The 16,041-nt window shown below is 38.0% G+C and carries 17 protein-coding genes, 2 tRNA genes and 1 riboswitch; of the genes, 17 read left to right on the top strand and 2 right to left on the bottom strand.

The features are described 5' to 3' along the window. The first annotated feature begins 25 nt into the window (after nucleotides 1-25). The 17 genes from SPK86_RS10890 (at nucleotide 26) to SPK86_RS10810 (ending at nucleotide 13,849) form a co-directional block, all read left to right on the top strand. Nucleotides 26-1,264, top strand: a complete 1,239-nt coding sequence (locus SPK86_RS10890; RefSeq protein WP_330949355.1) for a cell wall-binding repeat-containing protein — start codon at nucleotides 26-28, stop codon at nucleotides 1,262-1,264. 66 nt (nucleotides 1,265-1,330) lie between these two features. After that, nucleotides 1,331-1,437: riboswitch (TPP riboswitch) on the top strand. Nucleotides 1,438-1,538: 101 nt separating this feature from the next. Further along, nucleotides 1,539-2,153 carry a YkoF family thiamine/hydroxymethylpyrimidine-binding protein gene (locus SPK86_RS10885; protein WP_330949354.1) on the top strand — a complete coding sequence of 205 codons (615 nt, stop codon included), beginning with the start codon at nucleotides 1,539-1,541 and terminating at the stop codon, nucleotides 2,151-2,153. After that, entirely contained in the window at nucleotides 2,146-2,724 is a 579-nt protein-coding gene (locus SPK86_RS10880; protein WP_284140815.1) for an ECF transporter S component, read from the top strand. Before SPK86_RS10885 ends, SPK86_RS10880 begins: the two co-directional genes overlap by 8 nt. Next, nucleotides 2,721-4,388 carry an ABC transporter ATP-binding protein gene (locus SPK86_RS10875; RefSeq protein WP_330949353.1) on the top strand — a complete coding sequence of 556 codons (1,668 nt, stop codon included), beginning with the start codon at nucleotides 2,721-2,723 and terminating at the stop codon, nucleotides 4,386-4,388. Before SPK86_RS10880 ends, SPK86_RS10875 begins: the two co-directional genes overlap by 4 nt. Beyond that, nucleotides 4,369-5,145, top strand: a complete 777-nt coding sequence (locus SPK86_RS10870; RefSeq protein ID WP_284140813.1) for an energy-coupling factor transporter transmembrane component T family protein — start codon at nucleotides 4,369-4,371, stop codon at nucleotides 5,143-5,145. The genes SPK86_RS10875 and SPK86_RS10870 overlap by 20 nt, the downstream gene beginning before the upstream one ends. A gap of 494 nt (nucleotides 5,146-5,639) precedes the next feature. Beyond that, nucleotides 5,640-5,712, top strand: a tRNA-Thr gene (locus SPK86_RS10865). Between the two features lie 407 nt (nucleotides 5,713-6,119). After that, nucleotides 6,120-6,857 carry a GntR family transcriptional regulator gene (locus tag SPK86_RS10860; protein ID WP_284140812.1) on the top strand — a complete coding sequence of 246 codons (738 nt, stop codon included), beginning with the start codon at nucleotides 6,120-6,122 and terminating at the stop codon, nucleotides 6,855-6,857. 5 nt (nucleotides 6,858-6,862) lie between these two features. Further along, nucleotides 6,863-7,297, top strand: a complete 435-nt coding sequence (locus SPK86_RS10855; RefSeq protein WP_330949352.1) for a PTS sugar transporter subunit IIA — start codon at nucleotides 6,863-6,865, stop codon at nucleotides 7,295-7,297. Nucleotides 7,298-7,307: 10 nt separating this feature from the next. After that, a complete protein-coding gene (locus tag SPK86_RS10850; RefSeq protein WP_284140810.1) occupies nucleotides 7,308-7,589 on the top strand; it encodes a PTS sugar transporter subunit IIB in 282 nt (93 codons plus the stop codon). Nucleotides 7,590-7,594: 5 nt separating this feature from the next. Beyond that, nucleotides 7,595-8,863, top strand: coding sequence for a PTS ascorbate transporter subunit IIC (locus SPK86_RS10845; RefSeq protein WP_284140809.1), 1,269 nt, complete (start codon nucleotides 7,595-7,597; stop codon nucleotides 8,861-8,863). 106 nt (nucleotides 8,864-8,969) lie between these two features. After that, the gene (locus SPK86_RS10840; RefSeq protein ID WP_284140808.1) at nucleotides 8,970-9,887 is read left to right on the top strand and encodes a phosphotriesterase family protein; all 918 of its coding nucleotides are present in this window, start codon (nucleotides 8,970-8,972) and stop codon (nucleotides 9,885-9,887) included. Nucleotides 9,888-9,895: 8 nt separating this feature from the next. Beyond that, nucleotides 9,896-10,510: a bifunctional 4-hydroxy-2-oxoglutarate aldolase/2-dehydro-3-deoxy-phosphogluconate aldolase gene (locus SPK86_RS10835; protein ID WP_284140807.1), complete on the top strand. Its 615-nt coding sequence runs from the start codon at nucleotides 9,896-9,898 to the stop codon at nucleotides 10,508-10,510. Nucleotides 10,511-10,539: 29 nt separating this feature from the next. After that, nucleotides 10,540-11,250: a creatininase family protein gene (locus SPK86_RS10830; protein WP_330949405.1), complete on the top strand. Its 711-nt coding sequence runs from the start codon at nucleotides 10,540-10,542 to the stop codon at nucleotides 11,248-11,250. A 227-nt stretch (nucleotides 11,251-11,477) separates the two neighbouring features. Continuing rightward, nucleotides 11,478-11,570: transfer RNA gene (locus tag SPK86_RS10825), tRNA-Ser, on the top strand. Between the two features lie 472 nt (nucleotides 11,571-12,042). Continuing rightward, nucleotides 12,043-12,579, top strand: coding sequence for a CotY/CotZ family spore coat protein (locus SPK86_RS10820; protein ID WP_284140805.1), 537 nt, complete (start codon nucleotides 12,043-12,045; stop codon nucleotides 12,577-12,579). A gap of 215 nt (nucleotides 12,580-12,794) precedes the next feature. Continuing rightward, nucleotides 12,795-13,130 carry a thioredoxin family protein gene (locus SPK86_RS10815; protein WP_330949351.1) on the top strand — a complete coding sequence of 112 codons (336 nt, stop codon included), beginning with the start codon at nucleotides 12,795-12,797 and terminating at the stop codon, nucleotides 13,128-13,130. A gap of 119 nt (nucleotides 13,131-13,249) precedes the next feature. Further along, on the top strand, nucleotides 13,250-13,849 hold the full coding sequence (locus SPK86_RS10810; RefSeq protein WP_284140803.1) for a short chain dehydrogenase: 600 nt from the start codon (nucleotides 13,250-13,252) through the stop codon (nucleotides 13,847-13,849). A 54-nt stretch (nucleotides 13,850-13,903) separates the two neighbouring features. On the opposite strand, the gene SPK86_RS10805 is transcribed toward SPK86_RS10810, so the two are convergent. Together SPK86_RS10805 and SPK86_RS10800 are read right to left on the bottom strand one after the other, a co-directional pair. Then, entirely contained in the window at nucleotides 13,904-15,247 is a 1,344-nt protein-coding gene (locus SPK86_RS10805; protein WP_330949350.1) for an ABC transporter permease, read from the bottom strand. Further along, on the bottom strand, nucleotides 15,244-15,936 hold the full coding sequence (locus SPK86_RS10800) for an ABC transporter ATP-binding protein (protein WP_284140801.1): 693 nt from the start codon (nucleotides 15,934-15,936) through the stop codon (nucleotides 15,244-15,246). The genes SPK86_RS10805 and SPK86_RS10800 overlap by 4 nt, the downstream gene beginning before the upstream one ends. Nucleotides 15,937-16,041 lie beyond the last annotated feature (105 nt).

Genomic DNA, 16,041 nt, shown 5'->3' with positions numbered 1-16,041 from the left:
AAAAGACATGAAAGGAGAGAAAGCTATGTCTCGGAATTCAACATTCACTATTTTCATTACGATCTTCCTTCTTATAGGCTGTGCTCCAGAAGTGGAAAATAACAACACACATGGTAAAACAACGAAAGAGGAGAATGCTTCTGAATCAAGCAATGAACAATTTAGACAACAACCTCAAAACGAAAATAAGCAAGCAATTAATAATCTGGTCATTGGGAGTACTAAAAACATAACACGCATTGGCTCCGACAGCGACAAATTAATAGACACGTCTATCCATGTTTCACAAACAATCTGGCCAGCTACACATGCTGAAAATAGGCCAGGAACCATTTTGCTCGTTGCGGAGGATTCCTGGCAAATAGCCATGGCAAGTGCTAACCTCATTCATCACCCTAACAATGGCCCGATTCTATTTATCGAAGAAAATCGTATCCCAAACAAAACATTGGAAGAAATTGAGCGTTTACAACCGAAGGGAAATGAAAATGGAACTAAAATAATGGTTATTGGAGATGTTTCTCAAAACGTGCGAAGCAAATTAGAAAACTATCCAACTGACCATATAAAGAGTGATGATCCAGCTACGTTCGCAGCCAACATCGATGAAAAATATGCCAATCTTACAGGAGCGTTCCCTGAAAATGTCATAATCGCTTCCTCTGAGGAAAAAGGAAAGCTTTATTCGTTGCCAGCAGTGAATTGGATTGCCCACATGCCAGAGCCTGTCCTTTATGTTGAGCAAAATGACATTCCAAAACAAACTGTGGAAGCATTAAAAAAACGAAAAAAAGATGCTCTAAACATATATATTTTAGGACCAAAATCGGTTGTTTCAAATGATGTAGAAAACGACTTGAAAAAGTTAGGAAACGTGACACGCATTGAAGGAAAAAACGTTGTAGAGAACGCCATCAACTTTGCAGCATTTAAAGATAAAAAAACTGATTTCGGTTGGGGCTTTGATGAACCTGGACATGGTGTGTCATTTATTTCGACTTCTACACCCGATCTAGCAATTGCTAGTGCACCCCTTTCTCATCTCGGTAAACATGCACCATTAATTTGGTTGGAAGATGGCGTACCTAACCAGGCAATTTATGACTTTCTAGCAATGATTCGTCCAACATTTACAGCTAACCCGCAAAACGGTCCATATAATCATGGATTTATTACTGGATCTTTTGATGCAATCTCATTTATGAACCAAGGGAAGCTTGATGAGAAATTAGAGATTGCGAATGAACACGGAGAAGGCCACTAATGTAACAGAGCTTTACAATTTTTGTTAAGCACGATATGATAATCCATAAGAAAACTGTATACAGGTATGAAGCGCTAGGGGAGCTGTGAAAGCGGCTGAGAGGAATTAATGTATTCTGACCCTTTGCACCCGATCTGGATAATACCAGCGTGGGGAAGTGCAGTCGGCTAAGAAAACATGAATGGACTATTTCATATGATTTGCCATGTTGACTGCATTCCCTATGGGATGCAGTTTTTTTATTGTCTTAAATCAATATGAGGGAGGAAATGGAATGAAAATGACAACGGAATGCGGGGCAGGTAAACAAATTACAGGAGCAAGCTTTTCACTTCATCCAATGAGCAGTAATTTTATAGCAATTATTGTTGGTGTTCTTGAAGAAGTAAATACAGACAAGGTATGGATAAAAACGGATGATATAACGACAACCATTCGTGGCAAAGCAACACACGTCTTTGATGTTACAAAAGCGATCTTTGTTCTCGCAGCAGCAACTGGTGAACATATTGCGTTTCATGCTACCTATTCGGTAGGCTGTCCAGGTGATTCGGATGGGGATGTTTATTTAGCAGCAGATGATATTCCACTTAACCACGCTAAGGCAAGTAAGCTATCAAGTATTGCCGGGGCAAAATTTTCATTGTATCCACTAGGAGATGGCGATTATATGGAGCTTATTTACAAACAAATTGAAGCAATGAAATCTTATGTTACGGTTTCTCCTGCACACTATTCTACTCGTTTGGATGGAGATGCCATGGATGTTTTTAAAGGATTAGAAACTGTATTTACAGCGACTGCTCAAGCCGGTTCTTCTCATACAGTAATGACAGTTTCCTTATCTGCCAATAGTCCAACAGAAGTTGGGAGTGATAAGCATGCGTAATTGGCGGTTCAAAGAAGTGGTAGTAATGGCCGCTTTATCAGTTGTCTTCGCCGTAATTTATTTAGCTTTTTTTCCACTTGGGAAGCTTCTCGTTGGTTTATTTGGACCGATTGGATATGATCTAATTTTTGGTATCTGGTTTATCGTATCGATTATAGCTGCTTATATCATTCGAAAGCCTGGTGCTGCATTCTTATCAGAAACAATCGCCGCTATGGTTGAAGTATTAATAGGTAACGCGACAGGACCAATGCTCATTATCGCTGGTATGGTACAAGGAATTGGTGCGGAAGCAGTATTTGCTGCTACAAGATGGAAGATATATTCAACCTGGGTTCTAGTAGCAGCTGGAATGGGGTCAGCAATTACGAGCTTTGCGTATGGGTATGTGATGAGTGGATATGCGGTTTTACATCCAGGTTACGTAACCGCAATGTTTTTCACACGTCTTATTAGTGGTGCTCTTATTGCAGGTTTAATCGGGAAGGCAATCAGTGACGGCTTAGCTAAGACAGGTGTGCTTTCCAGCTTTGCACTAGGAAAAGAATTACGTAGGAAGAAATCTGCATGATGCCTTTTTTACAAGTAAATCAGTTGCATGTGCGATACGATTTTTCATCTAACAGAGATACATTAAATGCGGTTAACTTCGAATTACTGGAAGGAGAAAGCATCCTTCTGCTTGGACCAAGTGGTTGCGGAAAAAGTACATTAACCTACTGCTTGAATGGACTTTATCCTCGTGAATTGGACGGGGAAATGCAAGGTGACGTCATAATAAATGGGAAACGAACAACAGATTATCGTCCTGGGGAGCTTGCACAACATGTCGGGGTTGTGTTTCAAGATCCGGAAACACAATTTTGTATGCTCACAGTAGAGGATGAGGTAGCTTTCGGACTAGAAAACATCCGCATCCCTAAGATGAAAATAGCGAAAAAAATAGACGTCGCCTTAGAGTTAGTCGGTTTAATGCCTTTTAAGAAGGCTACTATTTCAAGCTTATCTGGCGGACAAAAACAAAAATTGGCGCTCGCGTGTATACTTGCTTTAGAGCCAAAGCTGCTGATACTTGATGAACCAACTGCAAACCTAGACCCTATGGCGGCAATGGAATTAATTGAAACGATACGTTCTATAAAAGTGCAGACAGGGTGTAGCCTCATTATTATTGAACACCAGCTTGATGGTTGGACAGAACTAGCAGAACGGTGTGTGTTACTTAATAATGATGGAACTATTTTTTATGATGGCCCATTACGTGGTGCGATTAATCATAAACGTCCTTTACTTCAAAAAGAAGGCATCTGGTTACCTAGGGTAGCAAACTATGTATTGCCTTATCACAATAAAACACTCCCTATTCCATTAACACTGTCCGCTTTTGCTTGTCAGGCCGAACAATATAAACCAGCATACTGGGACAATAACATCATGCCAAAACAGACGTATAAGCAGGCATTGTTAGTAGCAAACCAAATAGCCTATTCTAAAAGGAAGAAAAAAATTATTCAAAATGTGTCAATAAACATCTATCATGGGGATTTTGTTGCTATTATTGGATCTAATGGAAGCGGAAAAACGACGCTTTCGCGTTTGCTTGCAGGAATTGAACAGCCCTCAGAAGGTTCGATTCTTCTAAAGAATAAACAACTTGCTTCATGGCAAGAAAAGGAGCTACGGGATAACATTGGGTACGTATTTCAAAATCCTGAGCATCAATTTATTACCGATTCCGTTTTCGAGGAAGTTGCTTACAGCTTACGTTTAAAGGAGCTTTCAGATGAAGTTATAAAAACAAAAACAATGGAGATGCTCGATAACTGTGGATTAACTAACTTGAAAAATCACCATCCGTTCCACTTGAGTCAAGGACAAAAACGAAGGTTAAGTGTTGCAACGATGTTAATTGATAATCAAGCAATGTTAATCCTGGATGAACCAACATTCGGACAGGACGCCCTTTCTAATCGCGAATTGATGCACCTTTTATCAGAAAGACACAAGACAGGAACAACCATCGTCATGATTACCCATGACATGGACCTTGTCTATGAACATGCAACACGGGTCATTGTTATGAATCAAGGAGAAATAGCTGTAAATTGTGAACCAGAACATTTATGGGCAAAATCAGAAAAACTTCTCCAACAATGGCAATTAACGCTTCCTACTCCAATTCAGCTCAAACGATGCTGTGAAAGGAGGGGCAAGAATGTTTCTACACCAACTTAATCCAAGTGTAAAGGCCTTAACAATCGTCGTAACCATTATCTTATTAGCACTTGTTTTTGACCCTATCACTCCCGCACTCTTATTTGTTTGGACAATTACACTAACTTTTATCGGAGGACAGATTCATTGGAAGCGCTATGTGCTCTATTTACTTCCATTTAGTATATTATCTTTTGGCATGCTTTGGACGACACTTTTCGTTGGCGCACCATCCCAGAATCTAGAAAACGTCATCCATTTGTTCGGACTTTCGTTTTCCTATGAAGCACTTTTGACAGCACTCGCACTTGCCTTGCGAGTATTAAGCGTTGCGGCACTATCATTACTATTTATTTTTACAACAGATATGGTAGATTTTATTCTTAGCCTTAATCAGCAGATGAGACTTTCTCCGAAAATCGCTTATGGAGTACTTGCTGGATTTCGTTTTCTACCGATGATGAAGGAAGAATGGCAGCTCCTTCATGCTGCTCACCGTATTCGAGGAGCTCGTGGCAATGGATACAATGAAAGATGGAAGCATTATAAGCGATTTGCTATCCCGTTACTTGCAAGCGCGATTCGAAAAGCAGAACGAACCGCAATTGCCATGGAATCAAAAGGATTCACAGGAGATCGAAACCGAACCTACTATCGCCAGTTTAACGTAAAAAAACAGGATGGATTCTTTTTCTTATGTATGCTCATTACTTTTTTGATAGCATGCCTTATCTCGAACCAGCTCGGCTTTTTAAAAATCTATCCATATCACTTTTAATAGAGGCTGGGACAAAAGTATTTTGTGCATAGTAAAATCCGAACGATTCACTCGAATCAGTTCGGATTATTTGTATTCAAAAACAGCATTTATCATCGCTTCGTCAAAATACTTCGCTTTCACCACAGGCACAAGCGTGACTTCTGCTCAAAATGACTTTCGCAGTGTCTTCTTTGCCGCAGCACGGCCTCAACTAACTTGGTAAAGAAAAGCCCTTTACCAAGTGGAGCTTTCGACGTACAGGACGTAGCGGTTTTAGTCTGCGTTCCCCTATTGCTGTTCCCGCAGGAGGCTCTGTATTTTGACTACACTTAGATTGCTTTCATATCTTATTATTCGTCTTCTTTTAAGTAACCTGTTTTAGGTTTGTCTCAACCTCTTTTTTGTTCCACAAATCATATAATCGCTTTTCAAGTCGGAATATAGGCAGAGATATTGAAAAAAATGTAATAATATATTATTATCTTTTATGTAATATAACAATTTCATGAATCGCTGGTGTGGCACAGTTGGTAGCGCACTTCACTCGTAATGAAGGGGTCGGAGGTTCGAGTCCTCTCACCAGCATCTTATAGAGCGCTCTATCCTTAGTGGATAGAGCGCTCTTAATATTATTTATAGTTAGAAGTAATTTGTTAACCACTTATCTTTCTTCTAATATACCTTATGTGATGACTCTTCTAATAGAGCCAGTTTATTCGATTAGCCATAGAACCTATGTATTTATATCCATAAAGGTTATCTCCTCAAATTCACTTTCAAAGTAATATATATAAATTATAAAATAACTGGCCTTTTACTAAAGTAAAGCTTAGTAAAACCGACACTAATTCGCCATAATTTTATAAAAATTCATAAATATATTTATGAAAGCCTTTACATGTATAATTCTCTATGGTAAATTCATTATGATGAATAGCGATATAAAAATAATTCATTATAACCTTTAATAAAGTTAGGAGGCATTGTTATACATGACTAATATCCCTTTATACAAACAAGTTAAGCAGAAGATATTTAATGAAATAAATCAATGTATGAAGACCGGCGATGTAATTCCAACAGAAGCTGAATTAGAAGAAAAATTTGCAGTGAGTAGAATTACGATTCGCAAAGCAATCGATGAGTTAGTCACGGATGGCTATGTTGAGAAAATACAAGGGAAAGGTACTTTTGTTATATCAACCAAAATCGTTCAAGACGCTAATAGCATTACCAGTTGGACGGAAGAAATGCATTTAAAAGGAAAAAAAACTAAAACCAAAAGGCTTAATATTTATGAAGTAAAACCCTCTAAAAAGATGAAGAACAAATTACGTTTACATCCAAATGAAAAAATTATTTGTGTAGAAAGAGTTAGACTCGTAGATGAAGAGCCAATTGCATTAATGTTTAACTATTTAAGAGAAAAGTATATATCTGGTTTTCTAAAGAAAGGATTTACTAGAGAGTCATTATATGAAGAGCTAGAAGAAAACTACAACATTTTACTAGAAGAGGCTGATGAACAGATTAGGGCTAGGCTTGCTACTGATTTAGAAGCGTCATCATTAAATATATCCCCTGATGACGCAGTAATGCATATTACTAGAACTACTTATCTTCCAAACGGTACTCCATTTGAGCTGGTAGAGTTGGTAAGCCGCTCAGATAAATATGAATACCATATAAAAGTATCAGGACGTAATCGTAATAGAATTATAAAGGAGTGAATAACATGAATTTATTGAGGGAGGAAGCCGTACTATTAGATGCAGAAGTAAGTGATGCTGTGGAGGCTATTCTTTTAAGTGGAGATTTATTAGTCAAAGCAGGTTATGCATCTGAAGAATATACCTATGCAATGATAGAAGGATTTCAAAATGTGGGCCCATACATAGTTATTGCACCAGGGATAGCCATTCCACATTCCCGTCCGGAACGTGGTGCTATCGCAACAGGGTTCTCTCTATTGAGATTAAAAAAGCCGATTGAATTTGGTCACGAAAAAAACGACCCGGTAAATTTAGTTTGCGCCATTACTGGGATAGGAAACAATGGCCATGTTGAAATGCTGCAAAAAATAGCTACTGTACTAGGTGATCAACGTACGCATGAACAAATTTTAAAGGCAAGTAACTATACTGAATTATCAAAAATAATAACGATTTAGGAGGGTTAAAATGTATATTCTTAGTGTTTGTGGAATGGGGTTTGGTACAAGTTTAATGTTATTAATGGATATTCAAGCGATGGCAAAAGAACACGGCTATACAGTAGATGGCGAAGCTTCAGATCTAGGGAGTGCTAAAGGGAAAAATTGTAGTTTCATGGTCGCTTCTAGTGAAATTGCCTCCGAGTTATCTGGTGAGAGTGTTCCAGTTATCTCTATAGACAATCTATTAGATAAAAATGAAATTAAAGAAAAAGTACTACCAATAATTGAAAAACTATCTAAGGAGTGATAGCAATGATCGATATTTTGGTATCTATTTTAAGTAACCCATCTATTATTATAGCTATAATCGCTGGATTAGGATTGATTGCATTAAGAAAGTCAACCTCAGATATTATTAAAGGTACGATGAAGACGTTGTTCGGATTTTTAATCCTTCAACAAGGTGCAAATATTATTGTTGGTTCACTAATACCTTTTAGCACTATGTTTACAGAAGCTTTTGGCTTAACTGGTATTGTTGCAGAAGATAACGCAATTGCTGCAGCTGTCCAAACTGTACTCGGAAAAGAAACCGCCTTCATTTTAATCTTCTCGTTTTTAATTAATGTTTTAATAGCAAGATTTACAAAATTCAAGTATATATTTTTAACTGGTCACATGATGTTTTCCTTTGCAGCAACAATGGCAATTGTACTTAGTCAAATGGGGCTTTCTAGTGTAATGACAATTATATTAGGCTCTATTATTCAGGGTGTAGCAATGGTTGTTTTCCCTGCGATTTCTCAATCTTCCGTACGTAAGGTAATCGGAAATGATAATGTTGCTTTTGGTTTTTGGGGAAGTTCTTGGATTTCTTTATCTGGATGGATAGGAGGAAAGCTCGGAAATAAAGCATTATCCACTGAAGATGTGAAGGTTCCAAAATCCATCGATTTTCTAAAAGATATGAGTATCTTAATGGGTATTATTATGATCAGCGTTTATTCGATAACAGCTAGCTTTATTAACCCAGATGTTATGAATGAAATTTCTGGAGGCGTTAATCGTTATCAATTTGCCATTTTTGAAGCTTTAGAGTTTGTAGTTGGCATATTAATTTTATTAATGGGGGTTCGTATGTTCCTTGCTGAAATTGTTCCGGCATTTAAAGGTATTGGGGAAAAAATTGTTCCCGGAGCAAAACCAGCACTTGATGTTCCAATCTTTTATTCATATGCACCGGTTGCTGTAACAATCGGGTTTCTATCAGCATTAGTTGGTGGATTAATAGTTACATTCCTATCTAGCTTCTTACCAGTTGCAGTTTTGCCTTCTGTAATCGGACTTTTCTTTATGGGAGGAGCTGCAGGGGTATTCGGTAACGCTAGAGGCGGATTACGCGGATCAATTATTTCGGGATTTTTTCTAGGGTTCAGTTTTTCCCTATTAGTTGCTCTAGCATATCCATTAGTTGGACTTTCTGAATATGGAATTAACGGTTTATGGTTCGCCTCCCCCGATGTCATAATAGTAGTTATTCTTATTAAATTAATAGGCTTACTATTTGGGATAGGCTTATAATTCTAGTAACTTATCGCGTATGGTTTTCGGTAAAAGAATTGTGCTACTAATAACCATTCAACTCTCTCTACTTTATTCAACTACAAAAGAAGGAGTGTTACAATTAATGAAAAAAATTAGAACTGTTTTAGGAGATATAGAAAAAGAAGAACTTGGATTCACATATAGTCATGAGCATTTATGGACCAATCCTCCTGCTATGCAACAAGATCGTGATTTAGAATTAACGGATTATGAGGCAAGTGTAAGTGAATTATGGCGTTTTAAAAGAGCTGGAGGAAATACATTAGTAGATGCTACAACTTTAGACTATGGTCGTGATGCATCCAAACTAGTAAGAATGTCTTTGGAGACAGAAGTTCATGTAATTGCAGCTTCTGGATTTAATAAGCATATATATTTCCCAAATTGGGTAGAGGCTTTATCAATTGAAGAAATTACACAAAAACTAGTGAGGGATGTAACAATTGGTATGGATGGAACGGAAGCAAAAGCTGGATTCTTAAAGTCTGGTTCTTGGAATCAACTAATTCATCCATTAGAGGAAAAAGTTACACGTGCTGTTGCAAGAGCACAGCTACAAACGGGAGCACCTATTTGGTTGCATACAGAAGCCGGAACAATGGGAATAGAACTACTCGATATTTTGGAAGAAGAAGGCGTTGATTTATCGTTAGTTGCTGTTGGTCATAGTGATAGGAATTGCGATCCATATTATCATTTACAATTAGCAAAAAGAGGCGCGTTTGTACAGTTCGATGGGATTAGTAAAATTAAGTATTATCCTGACAGCACACGCGTGTCACTTATTCATAACCTGATTGATAATGGGTTTGCTAATAACGTACTTATCTCTGCTGATATGGGACGTCAGTGCTACTTGCACTCTTATGGTGGGGGACCTGGATTTGAATTTATATTAAAAAAATTCATTCCTAGATTATTAAATGAGGGTATTACCCAAAAGAATATCGACACTATTTTTGTTAAAAATCCAGCAACTTGGTTAGCACGGTTTGAGTAGGTGGGATAATGAAAAAAAATGAGCTAATTGCAATTATTCGTGGTGTCGATCCTGATAATATTGTCAACATTACTAGAGCATTGATAGAGTCAGATATTACTTGGGTAGAAGTTTCATTAAGCGAAGAAGAAAAAGGCTTAGAATGTATTCGTAGAATTAGAAAAGAATTTAAGGGCGAAATTCATCTAGGAGTAGGCACTGTAATTTCAGAGCGACAAGTAGATGCAGCGTTAGTTGCTGGTGCAACATATATTATTACGCCGGGTTGGGACCGTAAATTAACAAAATATGTACTCTCAAAAAATGTTGTTGTTTTTCCTGGAGTATTTTCCCCAGGTGAAATTATGCAAGCTGCTAGTCTTGGTATAGATACTGTTAAAGTTTTTCCAGCTATTGACTTAGGAATAGGATTTATAAAAAACATTCAAGGTCCTTTTCCAGATATGAAATTTATGGCAGTGGGTGGAGTAACGAAGGAGAATATTATTGATTTTAAAAAAGCTGGTTATTCTGCCTTCGCCATTGGCAGCGATCTAGTACCAAGAGAGGCAACAGAAAGCGACTTACAAAAGATTAAGGAAAATGCAAATACATTTAAACACTTGATAACAAAGGAGGCATAGTCTTGGGACGAGCTAAAGAAATTATAAAAATGAACCGCGATGAAGTGTCTGCTGCTATCGAGGAAACCCCTGTTGCTATACTTCCTTTAGGTGCAACCGAGCAACATGGACACCACCTGCCATTAGGTGTCGATACTTATTTATCAGAAGCAATATCTAGAAAATTATCAGAAAGAACTGGGGCACTAATGTTACCATCGATGCCTTATGGCTATTCTTGGGTGTGGCGAGACATTCCAGGTACAGTTTCCATACAACAACATAATGTAGAAAACATCATAAAAGATGTAGCCCATAGTGTTTCGCGCTATGGGGTGAAACTACTAATACTAGTAAATGGACATGATTCCAATAATTCAAGTATGAAATATGCTACAAGAGAGCTAATGGATGAGTTGGAAATGCCAATTATATATCTATTCTATCCTAATTTAGAACAAATTCGTAACGAGGTTTGTGAATCTCCAACATGGCATGGCATGATTCATGCTTGTGAATTTGAAACCTCATTAATGCTTGCAGTAAAACCTGAACTAGTTAAAATGGAAAGAGCTGTGAATGAATATCCTAAAAAACCAAACTTATACGGAAAATCGACTATTTCTTTAGGGAAATTGAGCAAAAGCGGTGTTTTTGGAGACGCTACACTTTCATCTAAGGAAAAGGGCGAGCAAATGCTGAAGAAGTATTTAGATGTTATGGAAGATTTAATAATGGAAGCATATGATGAGATTAAATAGAGCTAAACAATAGGTTACAGTTCCTTTGTAACTGTAACCTATTGCAAATAAAAATAAAGAAGCTATCAAATGAGTCATGACGTGATAAAGCTGATTGAAAAATTGTTAATATGGAAAGTTAACTAACAGAACCCCTCAACTAAATATGCTTGATGTGAAAAATTGATTATGATAATATATTCACATAATAAATGCGGGGAGCTTTGCGCAGCATCATCAAATGCTTCGGAGAAGTACCCAAGCCCGGCTGAAGGGGACGCACTCGAAATGCGTTAGGGCGTGTAAGCGCCGCGTGGGTTCGAATCCCACCTTCTCCGCCATACATAGGAATCAATATTTTTAGCCTGCTTCCATACTAGAAGCAGGTTTTTCTATTATCTTATCACTACAGCAGTAAATCTAACTTGTCCGTATACATATGCATCGACTTCTAACGCACGGTATACGATACAATCCTACCAAAAACACACACGCATTATAGGGACAATCGTTTACTAGATATTAACCTACATGCCTCTAGCTTAATAGGTGTAAAATAATCGGAAGCCGGCACTGCCAGCTTCCTATGTCTCATAGGTTGAAGATGGAACCCACATTAACTATGTGTGAGGGTTTCTATTATCTATATGCTTTGCATATTAAGTTGCATCGTCACTCTCCCTAGTCCATCCGTATATTTCCTTTGAAAAAGCACTAGTAGCCCTATTAATGAAAAAATAGACTATGAAACAACCCTTCATGAAAATACAGCATAGAATAGAGTATACGCTTAATAAAAAAGGAGTGAGGTTCATGATCCATCACGAATACAAAAAGCATTGCGTTTGTAGTACAGTCCATAAAATTGTCGCAGCACAAGATAAAAAAGCCGCCGAAGGTCACCATTGCAGAGCAAGCTGTGAGAATTCCATTAAACAACTTCTTTCACCGCGAAAGAACAATAATGATAAGACAATAATTCCGTTCATTTTATATTGCAAATATAGTTGTAAACCTTTTATTGCAAGCGGCATTTTCAAACATCCTATCTACAACTATCCAAAACATTCATACTATGGTTGCTTAGAAACGCCTGTATTAAAAGCTAAAAAATTTATAAAAGGCACACACTGCTGTGTACAAGTTGAATTACTTCAACCCGTTAATGCGAATGGCTTACCTGTTGCAGATGGCGGCGATAAGCTTTGCGATTTCTTCTGCCATAAGACACCATATAAAACAATTCAATTTCGCGAAACTGGTATATGCTTAACAATTGATTTAGAGGATTATTCGTCCATTCAATGCCTAGATCCAATCACCCCTCTTCCACCATACCACCCCTGTTAACAAACAGTAATTCCACTTTTTATGTTAAGCTGCTTTTTCCATCGAGATTTTCATAACAATTTCTCTATAAGCTCACGAACCTTCGATGCACAGCACTTCCTTCAAAACTACCACCTTTTTATCATCTAATAGCCTCATTTCATCCTCCGGCAAACACGAAAGATGTCTGTATGAAAAAATGATGATATGATTATAGTAAGAACGGAGGGAAAGAAATGCGAGAATTTAACGAACTACAATCAATGGAAGCAATCGAGCACTTTATTACAGCGAATAAACTTGCTTTTCTATATATTTCTCAACCAAATTGCAGTGTCTGCCACGGATTACTACCGCAAGTACAAACCTTGATGGAGCAATTTCCACAAATCCAATTAGGCCATATTGATGCACATGAGGTTGAAGCAGTCGCAGGGCGTTTTTCTATCTTTACAGTTCCTGTCCTACTGCTCTTTGTAGAAGGAAAGGAATTCATACGAGAAGCACGCATTGTTCACATGGACTTACTTGAAGAAAAATTGAAGAAAGTGTACCATCATATGGCAGAATAATGCATTCCATTCACCTTTCTTAAAATCGGATTTCGAAAGCATATGAGGCCAATCAATTTCATAAATTAAGGTAATCTCCTATTTGTAGCCATTAGGTAAAGTGGAAAAGAGGTGCCTTTATGAAAATTCTCGTGATCGGTGCAAGTGGAACAATTGGGCAAAAAGTCGTGGAAGAACTTGAAGCGGAAAATGAAGTTATTCGCGCAGGCAGAAATGGTGCGGACATTCAAGTTGATATTACTTCCGTTGACAGTATTAAAGAAATGTACAAAAAAGTCGGTAAAGTGGACGCTGTAGTCAATGCTGCTGGGGGTGCGAAGTTTGCACCTCTAACAGAGCTGACCCCAGAATTAAATGAAGTCGGAATTAATTACAAGCAAAAAGGACAAATTAACTTGGTGTTATTGGGTTTAGCACATGTAAAAGATGGTGGAAGCTTTACATTAACAACTGGTGTGATGATGGATGACCCCATTCTCCAAGGAGCTTCGATCGCCATGGTTAATGGAGCTGTCAAACATTTTGTAAAAGCGGCTGCCATTGAAATGCCAAGAGGAATCCGAATCAACAGTGTTAGTCCTACGGTTGTTCAAGAATCGTTAGACCGACTAGAAAGCTTCTTCCCTGGTTTTGAAGCAGTCCCTGCCAAACGAATCGCCAAAGCCTATCTAAAAAGTGTATACAGTGGCCAAACAGGTCAAAATTTCGAAGTGTACTAATACCGCAAGCGCTCGATTTCTATCCGAGCGCTTGCACTATTGTACCCTAATTAATCATATCTCACGGCGCATCGCCTGTAATACATCAATTTCCGTTGCTCGCTTTGCTGGACGTAATCCAGATAGAATGGTAACGATTAAGCAAATCGCTACGGAGATAGCGACGAGACCCGGTGGGATGGAAGAAAACTGTAGTCCTTCTGGCAGCTCTTCCTCGAACGCCATGCTTAATATAAGTGGCACGCCTGTGTTTATGAGAATACTTGTTACATACGCAATGCCTGTACCAAGCGCCGCTCCCATCAACCCTATATAACCACTTTCTAACAAAAAGATTTGCTTGATTGTCTTTGGATTTGCACCAATTGCTTTCATAATCCCGATATCAGGAGCGCGTTCTGTTACAGCCATCGTCATCGTATTATAGATTCCGATAGAAGCGATTAATACCGCTATCGTTCCAACGAGAATCAACCCTGCCTTTGCTATTGTAAAAAACATGTTTATTTGCTTCATTTCACTAACTACAGAGTAAATAGCATAGTCTTTCTCTTCCAGCTGATTCGATACAGCTGTTACCGATTCTAAATCTGTTGCATAAACCTTAACTTGATCAAACGTTTGTTCATCTTCGTTCAATCCATCTTTAACAGCATCTGCACTTGGGTCTCCACGATAGGTACCTGTAAATTTCTCTATATCTTTTAGGACAGCCTGTGTAATATATACATTTTGATCCTCAAACCATTCTCTTGTTGGTTTTTCTAAAATCCCTACAACCTTTAAGGAAATCGTATGCGTTTCAACTTTTTCTTCTGCTTCCTTATCAACGGTCATGGCAAGGGTCTTTCCAAGCAAAGGACTGTCATAACGATATTCTGCTTTTATTTTTCCTTGCTCATCGTAAATATCCTTTTGATCTAATTCCTTCTCAGAAGCTAAATAGCTTGAGAAATTGTATCCAACGACCACTTCATTATCTTTCTCTGGTAACCTTCCTTCTGAAAGGGTTAGCCCTGATTGTTTTTCTGATGGAAAATGCGTTGCAATAGCACTTGCCTCTGTACGATAACCATCAACAGAAAAACTTGGAATTTGGTATAAATCGTTTCTGCGTGTCACGGCCCGCACACCATCAACCGATTCTAAATAGCGAATATCCTTCATTGTTACCGGTTTAAACTGCTCATCTCTTTCTATCCCGTGTACATTAATTTGCGTAACAATCTGTTCTTCCATTGCATCCTTCACGATGGACTTTTGCAAGCCATAACCTACCGAAGCTAATACAATTAAAAATGCACAACCAATTGCTGTAGCAAAAATCGTCATCCATGTTCGAACACGATTCTTTTTTAAATTTTGTCGGATAAAACGAAACTGATCCTTCCACCTCATTGGATATTACTCCCTTCTAGGAGTTTTCCATCCTGTATTTGAATGGTTCGATGACCAATTTTGGCTACCTCATCATCATGGGTAATAATTAAGAACGTTAAATTTAGTTCTTCATTTAACTGTGTAATTAATTCGAGCAAGTCTGCTTCTGTTTCACTATCAAGACTTCCTGTTGGCTCGTCAGCTAAGATCAGAGGTGGATTAAGTACTAAAGCTCTCGCTATACTGACTCGTTGCTGCTGCCCACCAGATAATTCACTCGGATAATGATCCTTATAAGCAAGTAGTCCGACTCTATCAAGTAGGTCCATGACAATTGTTTTCCTTTTTTCCTCCGGCTCACCTTTCAAGGTTAATGGTAATTCAATATTTTGAAAGGCTGTCATACTTGGGATCAATTGAAAGTTTTGAAAAACAAATCCCATATGCTGCAATCGAAAATCAGCAAATTCCGCTTCTGAAAACTGACTAACCTGCTGATCCGCAATCCAAATTTCACCCTGTGTAGGTCGAATAAATCCGCTTATTAAATTTAATAACGTCGATTTCCCTGACCCACTCTTTCCAACAACTGTGACGATTTCTCCTTTATTCACATGGAAGGAAATATCCTGTAATATTGGGAGCGTTGTTTGATTACCACGTTTACCTAAAACAAATTGATGACTAAGCTTTTTTACATTAATCAAATCATCTTCCCCTATCTAGCGCCTTCTTTTTTTTCATTTGTTTACCAATAAAATGAATGCGAAATATCATGATAACTTCCTACGGTTTCTATTCTGTTTTGCAAA

This window comes from Virgibacillus sp. MG-45, from assembly GCF_036409425.1.
In the GTDB taxonomy this organism is placed as follows: Bacteria; Bacillota; Bacilli; order Bacillales; family Amphibacillaceae; genus LDC-1.
This window is presented reverse-complemented; position numbering and strand designations above follow the sequence as displayed.

Bases quoted from the DNA above. Each gene is read 5' to 3' on its own strand.
- SPK86_RS10805 (WP_330949350.1), bottom strand. From the start codon at position 15,247: ATGAGGTGGAAGGATCAGTTTCGTTTTATCCGACAAAATTTAAAAAAG.
- SPK86_RS10890 (WP_330949355.1), top strand. From the start codon at position 26: ATGTCTCGGAATTCAACATTCACTATTTTCATTACGATCTTCCTTCTT.
- SPK86_RS10835 (WP_284140807.1), top strand. From the start codon at position 9,896: ATGAAAAAAAATGAGCTAATTGCAATTATTCGTGGTGTCGATCCTGAT.
- SPK86_RS10875 (WP_330949353.1), top strand. From the start codon at position 2,721: ATGATGCCTTTTTTACAAGTAAATCAGTTGCATGTGCGATACGATTTT.
- SPK86_RS10810 (WP_284140803.1), top strand. From the start codon at position 13,250: ATGAAAATTCTCGTGATCGGTGCAAGTGGAACAATTGGGCAAAAAGTC.
- SPK86_RS10820 (WP_284140805.1), top strand. From the start codon at position 12,043: ATGATCCATCACGAATACAAAAAGCATTGCGTTTGTAGTACAGTCCAT.
- SPK86_RS10830 (WP_330949405.1), top strand. From the start codon at position 10,540: ATGAACCGCGATGAAGTGTCTGCTGCTATCGAGGAAACCCCTGTTGCT.
- SPK86_RS10880 (WP_284140815.1), top strand. From the start codon at position 2,146: ATGCGTAATTGGCGGTTCAAAGAAGTGGTAGTAATGGCCGCTTTATCA.
- SPK86_RS10855 (WP_330949352.1), top strand. From the start codon at position 6,863: ATGAATTTATTGAGGGAGGAAGCCGTACTATTAGATGCAGAAGTAAGT.
- SPK86_RS10840 (WP_284140808.1), top strand. From the start codon at position 8,970: ATGAAAAAAATTAGAACTGTTTTAGGAGATATAGAAAAAGAAGAACTT.
- SPK86_RS10885 (WP_330949354.1), top strand. From the start codon at position 1,539: ATGAAAATGACAACGGAATGCGGGGCAGGTAAACAAATTACAGGAGCA.
- SPK86_RS10870 (WP_284140813.1), top strand. From the start codon at position 4,369: ATGTTTCTACACCAACTTAATCCAAGTGTAAAGGCCTTAACAATCGTC.
- SPK86_RS10845 (WP_284140809.1), top strand. From the start codon at position 7,595: ATGATCGATATTTTGGTATCTATTTTAAGTAACCCATCTATTATTATA.
- SPK86_RS10850 (WP_284140810.1), top strand. From the start codon at position 7,308: ATGTATATTCTTAGTGTTTGTGGAATGGGGTTTGGTACAAGTTTAATG.
- SPK86_RS10860 (WP_284140812.1), top strand. From the start codon at position 6,120: ATGACTAATATCCCTTTATACAAACAAGTTAAGCAGAAGATATTTAAT.
- SPK86_RS10815 (WP_330949351.1), top strand. From the start codon at position 12,795: ATGCGAGAATTTAACGAACTACAATCAATGGAAGCAATCGAGCACTTT.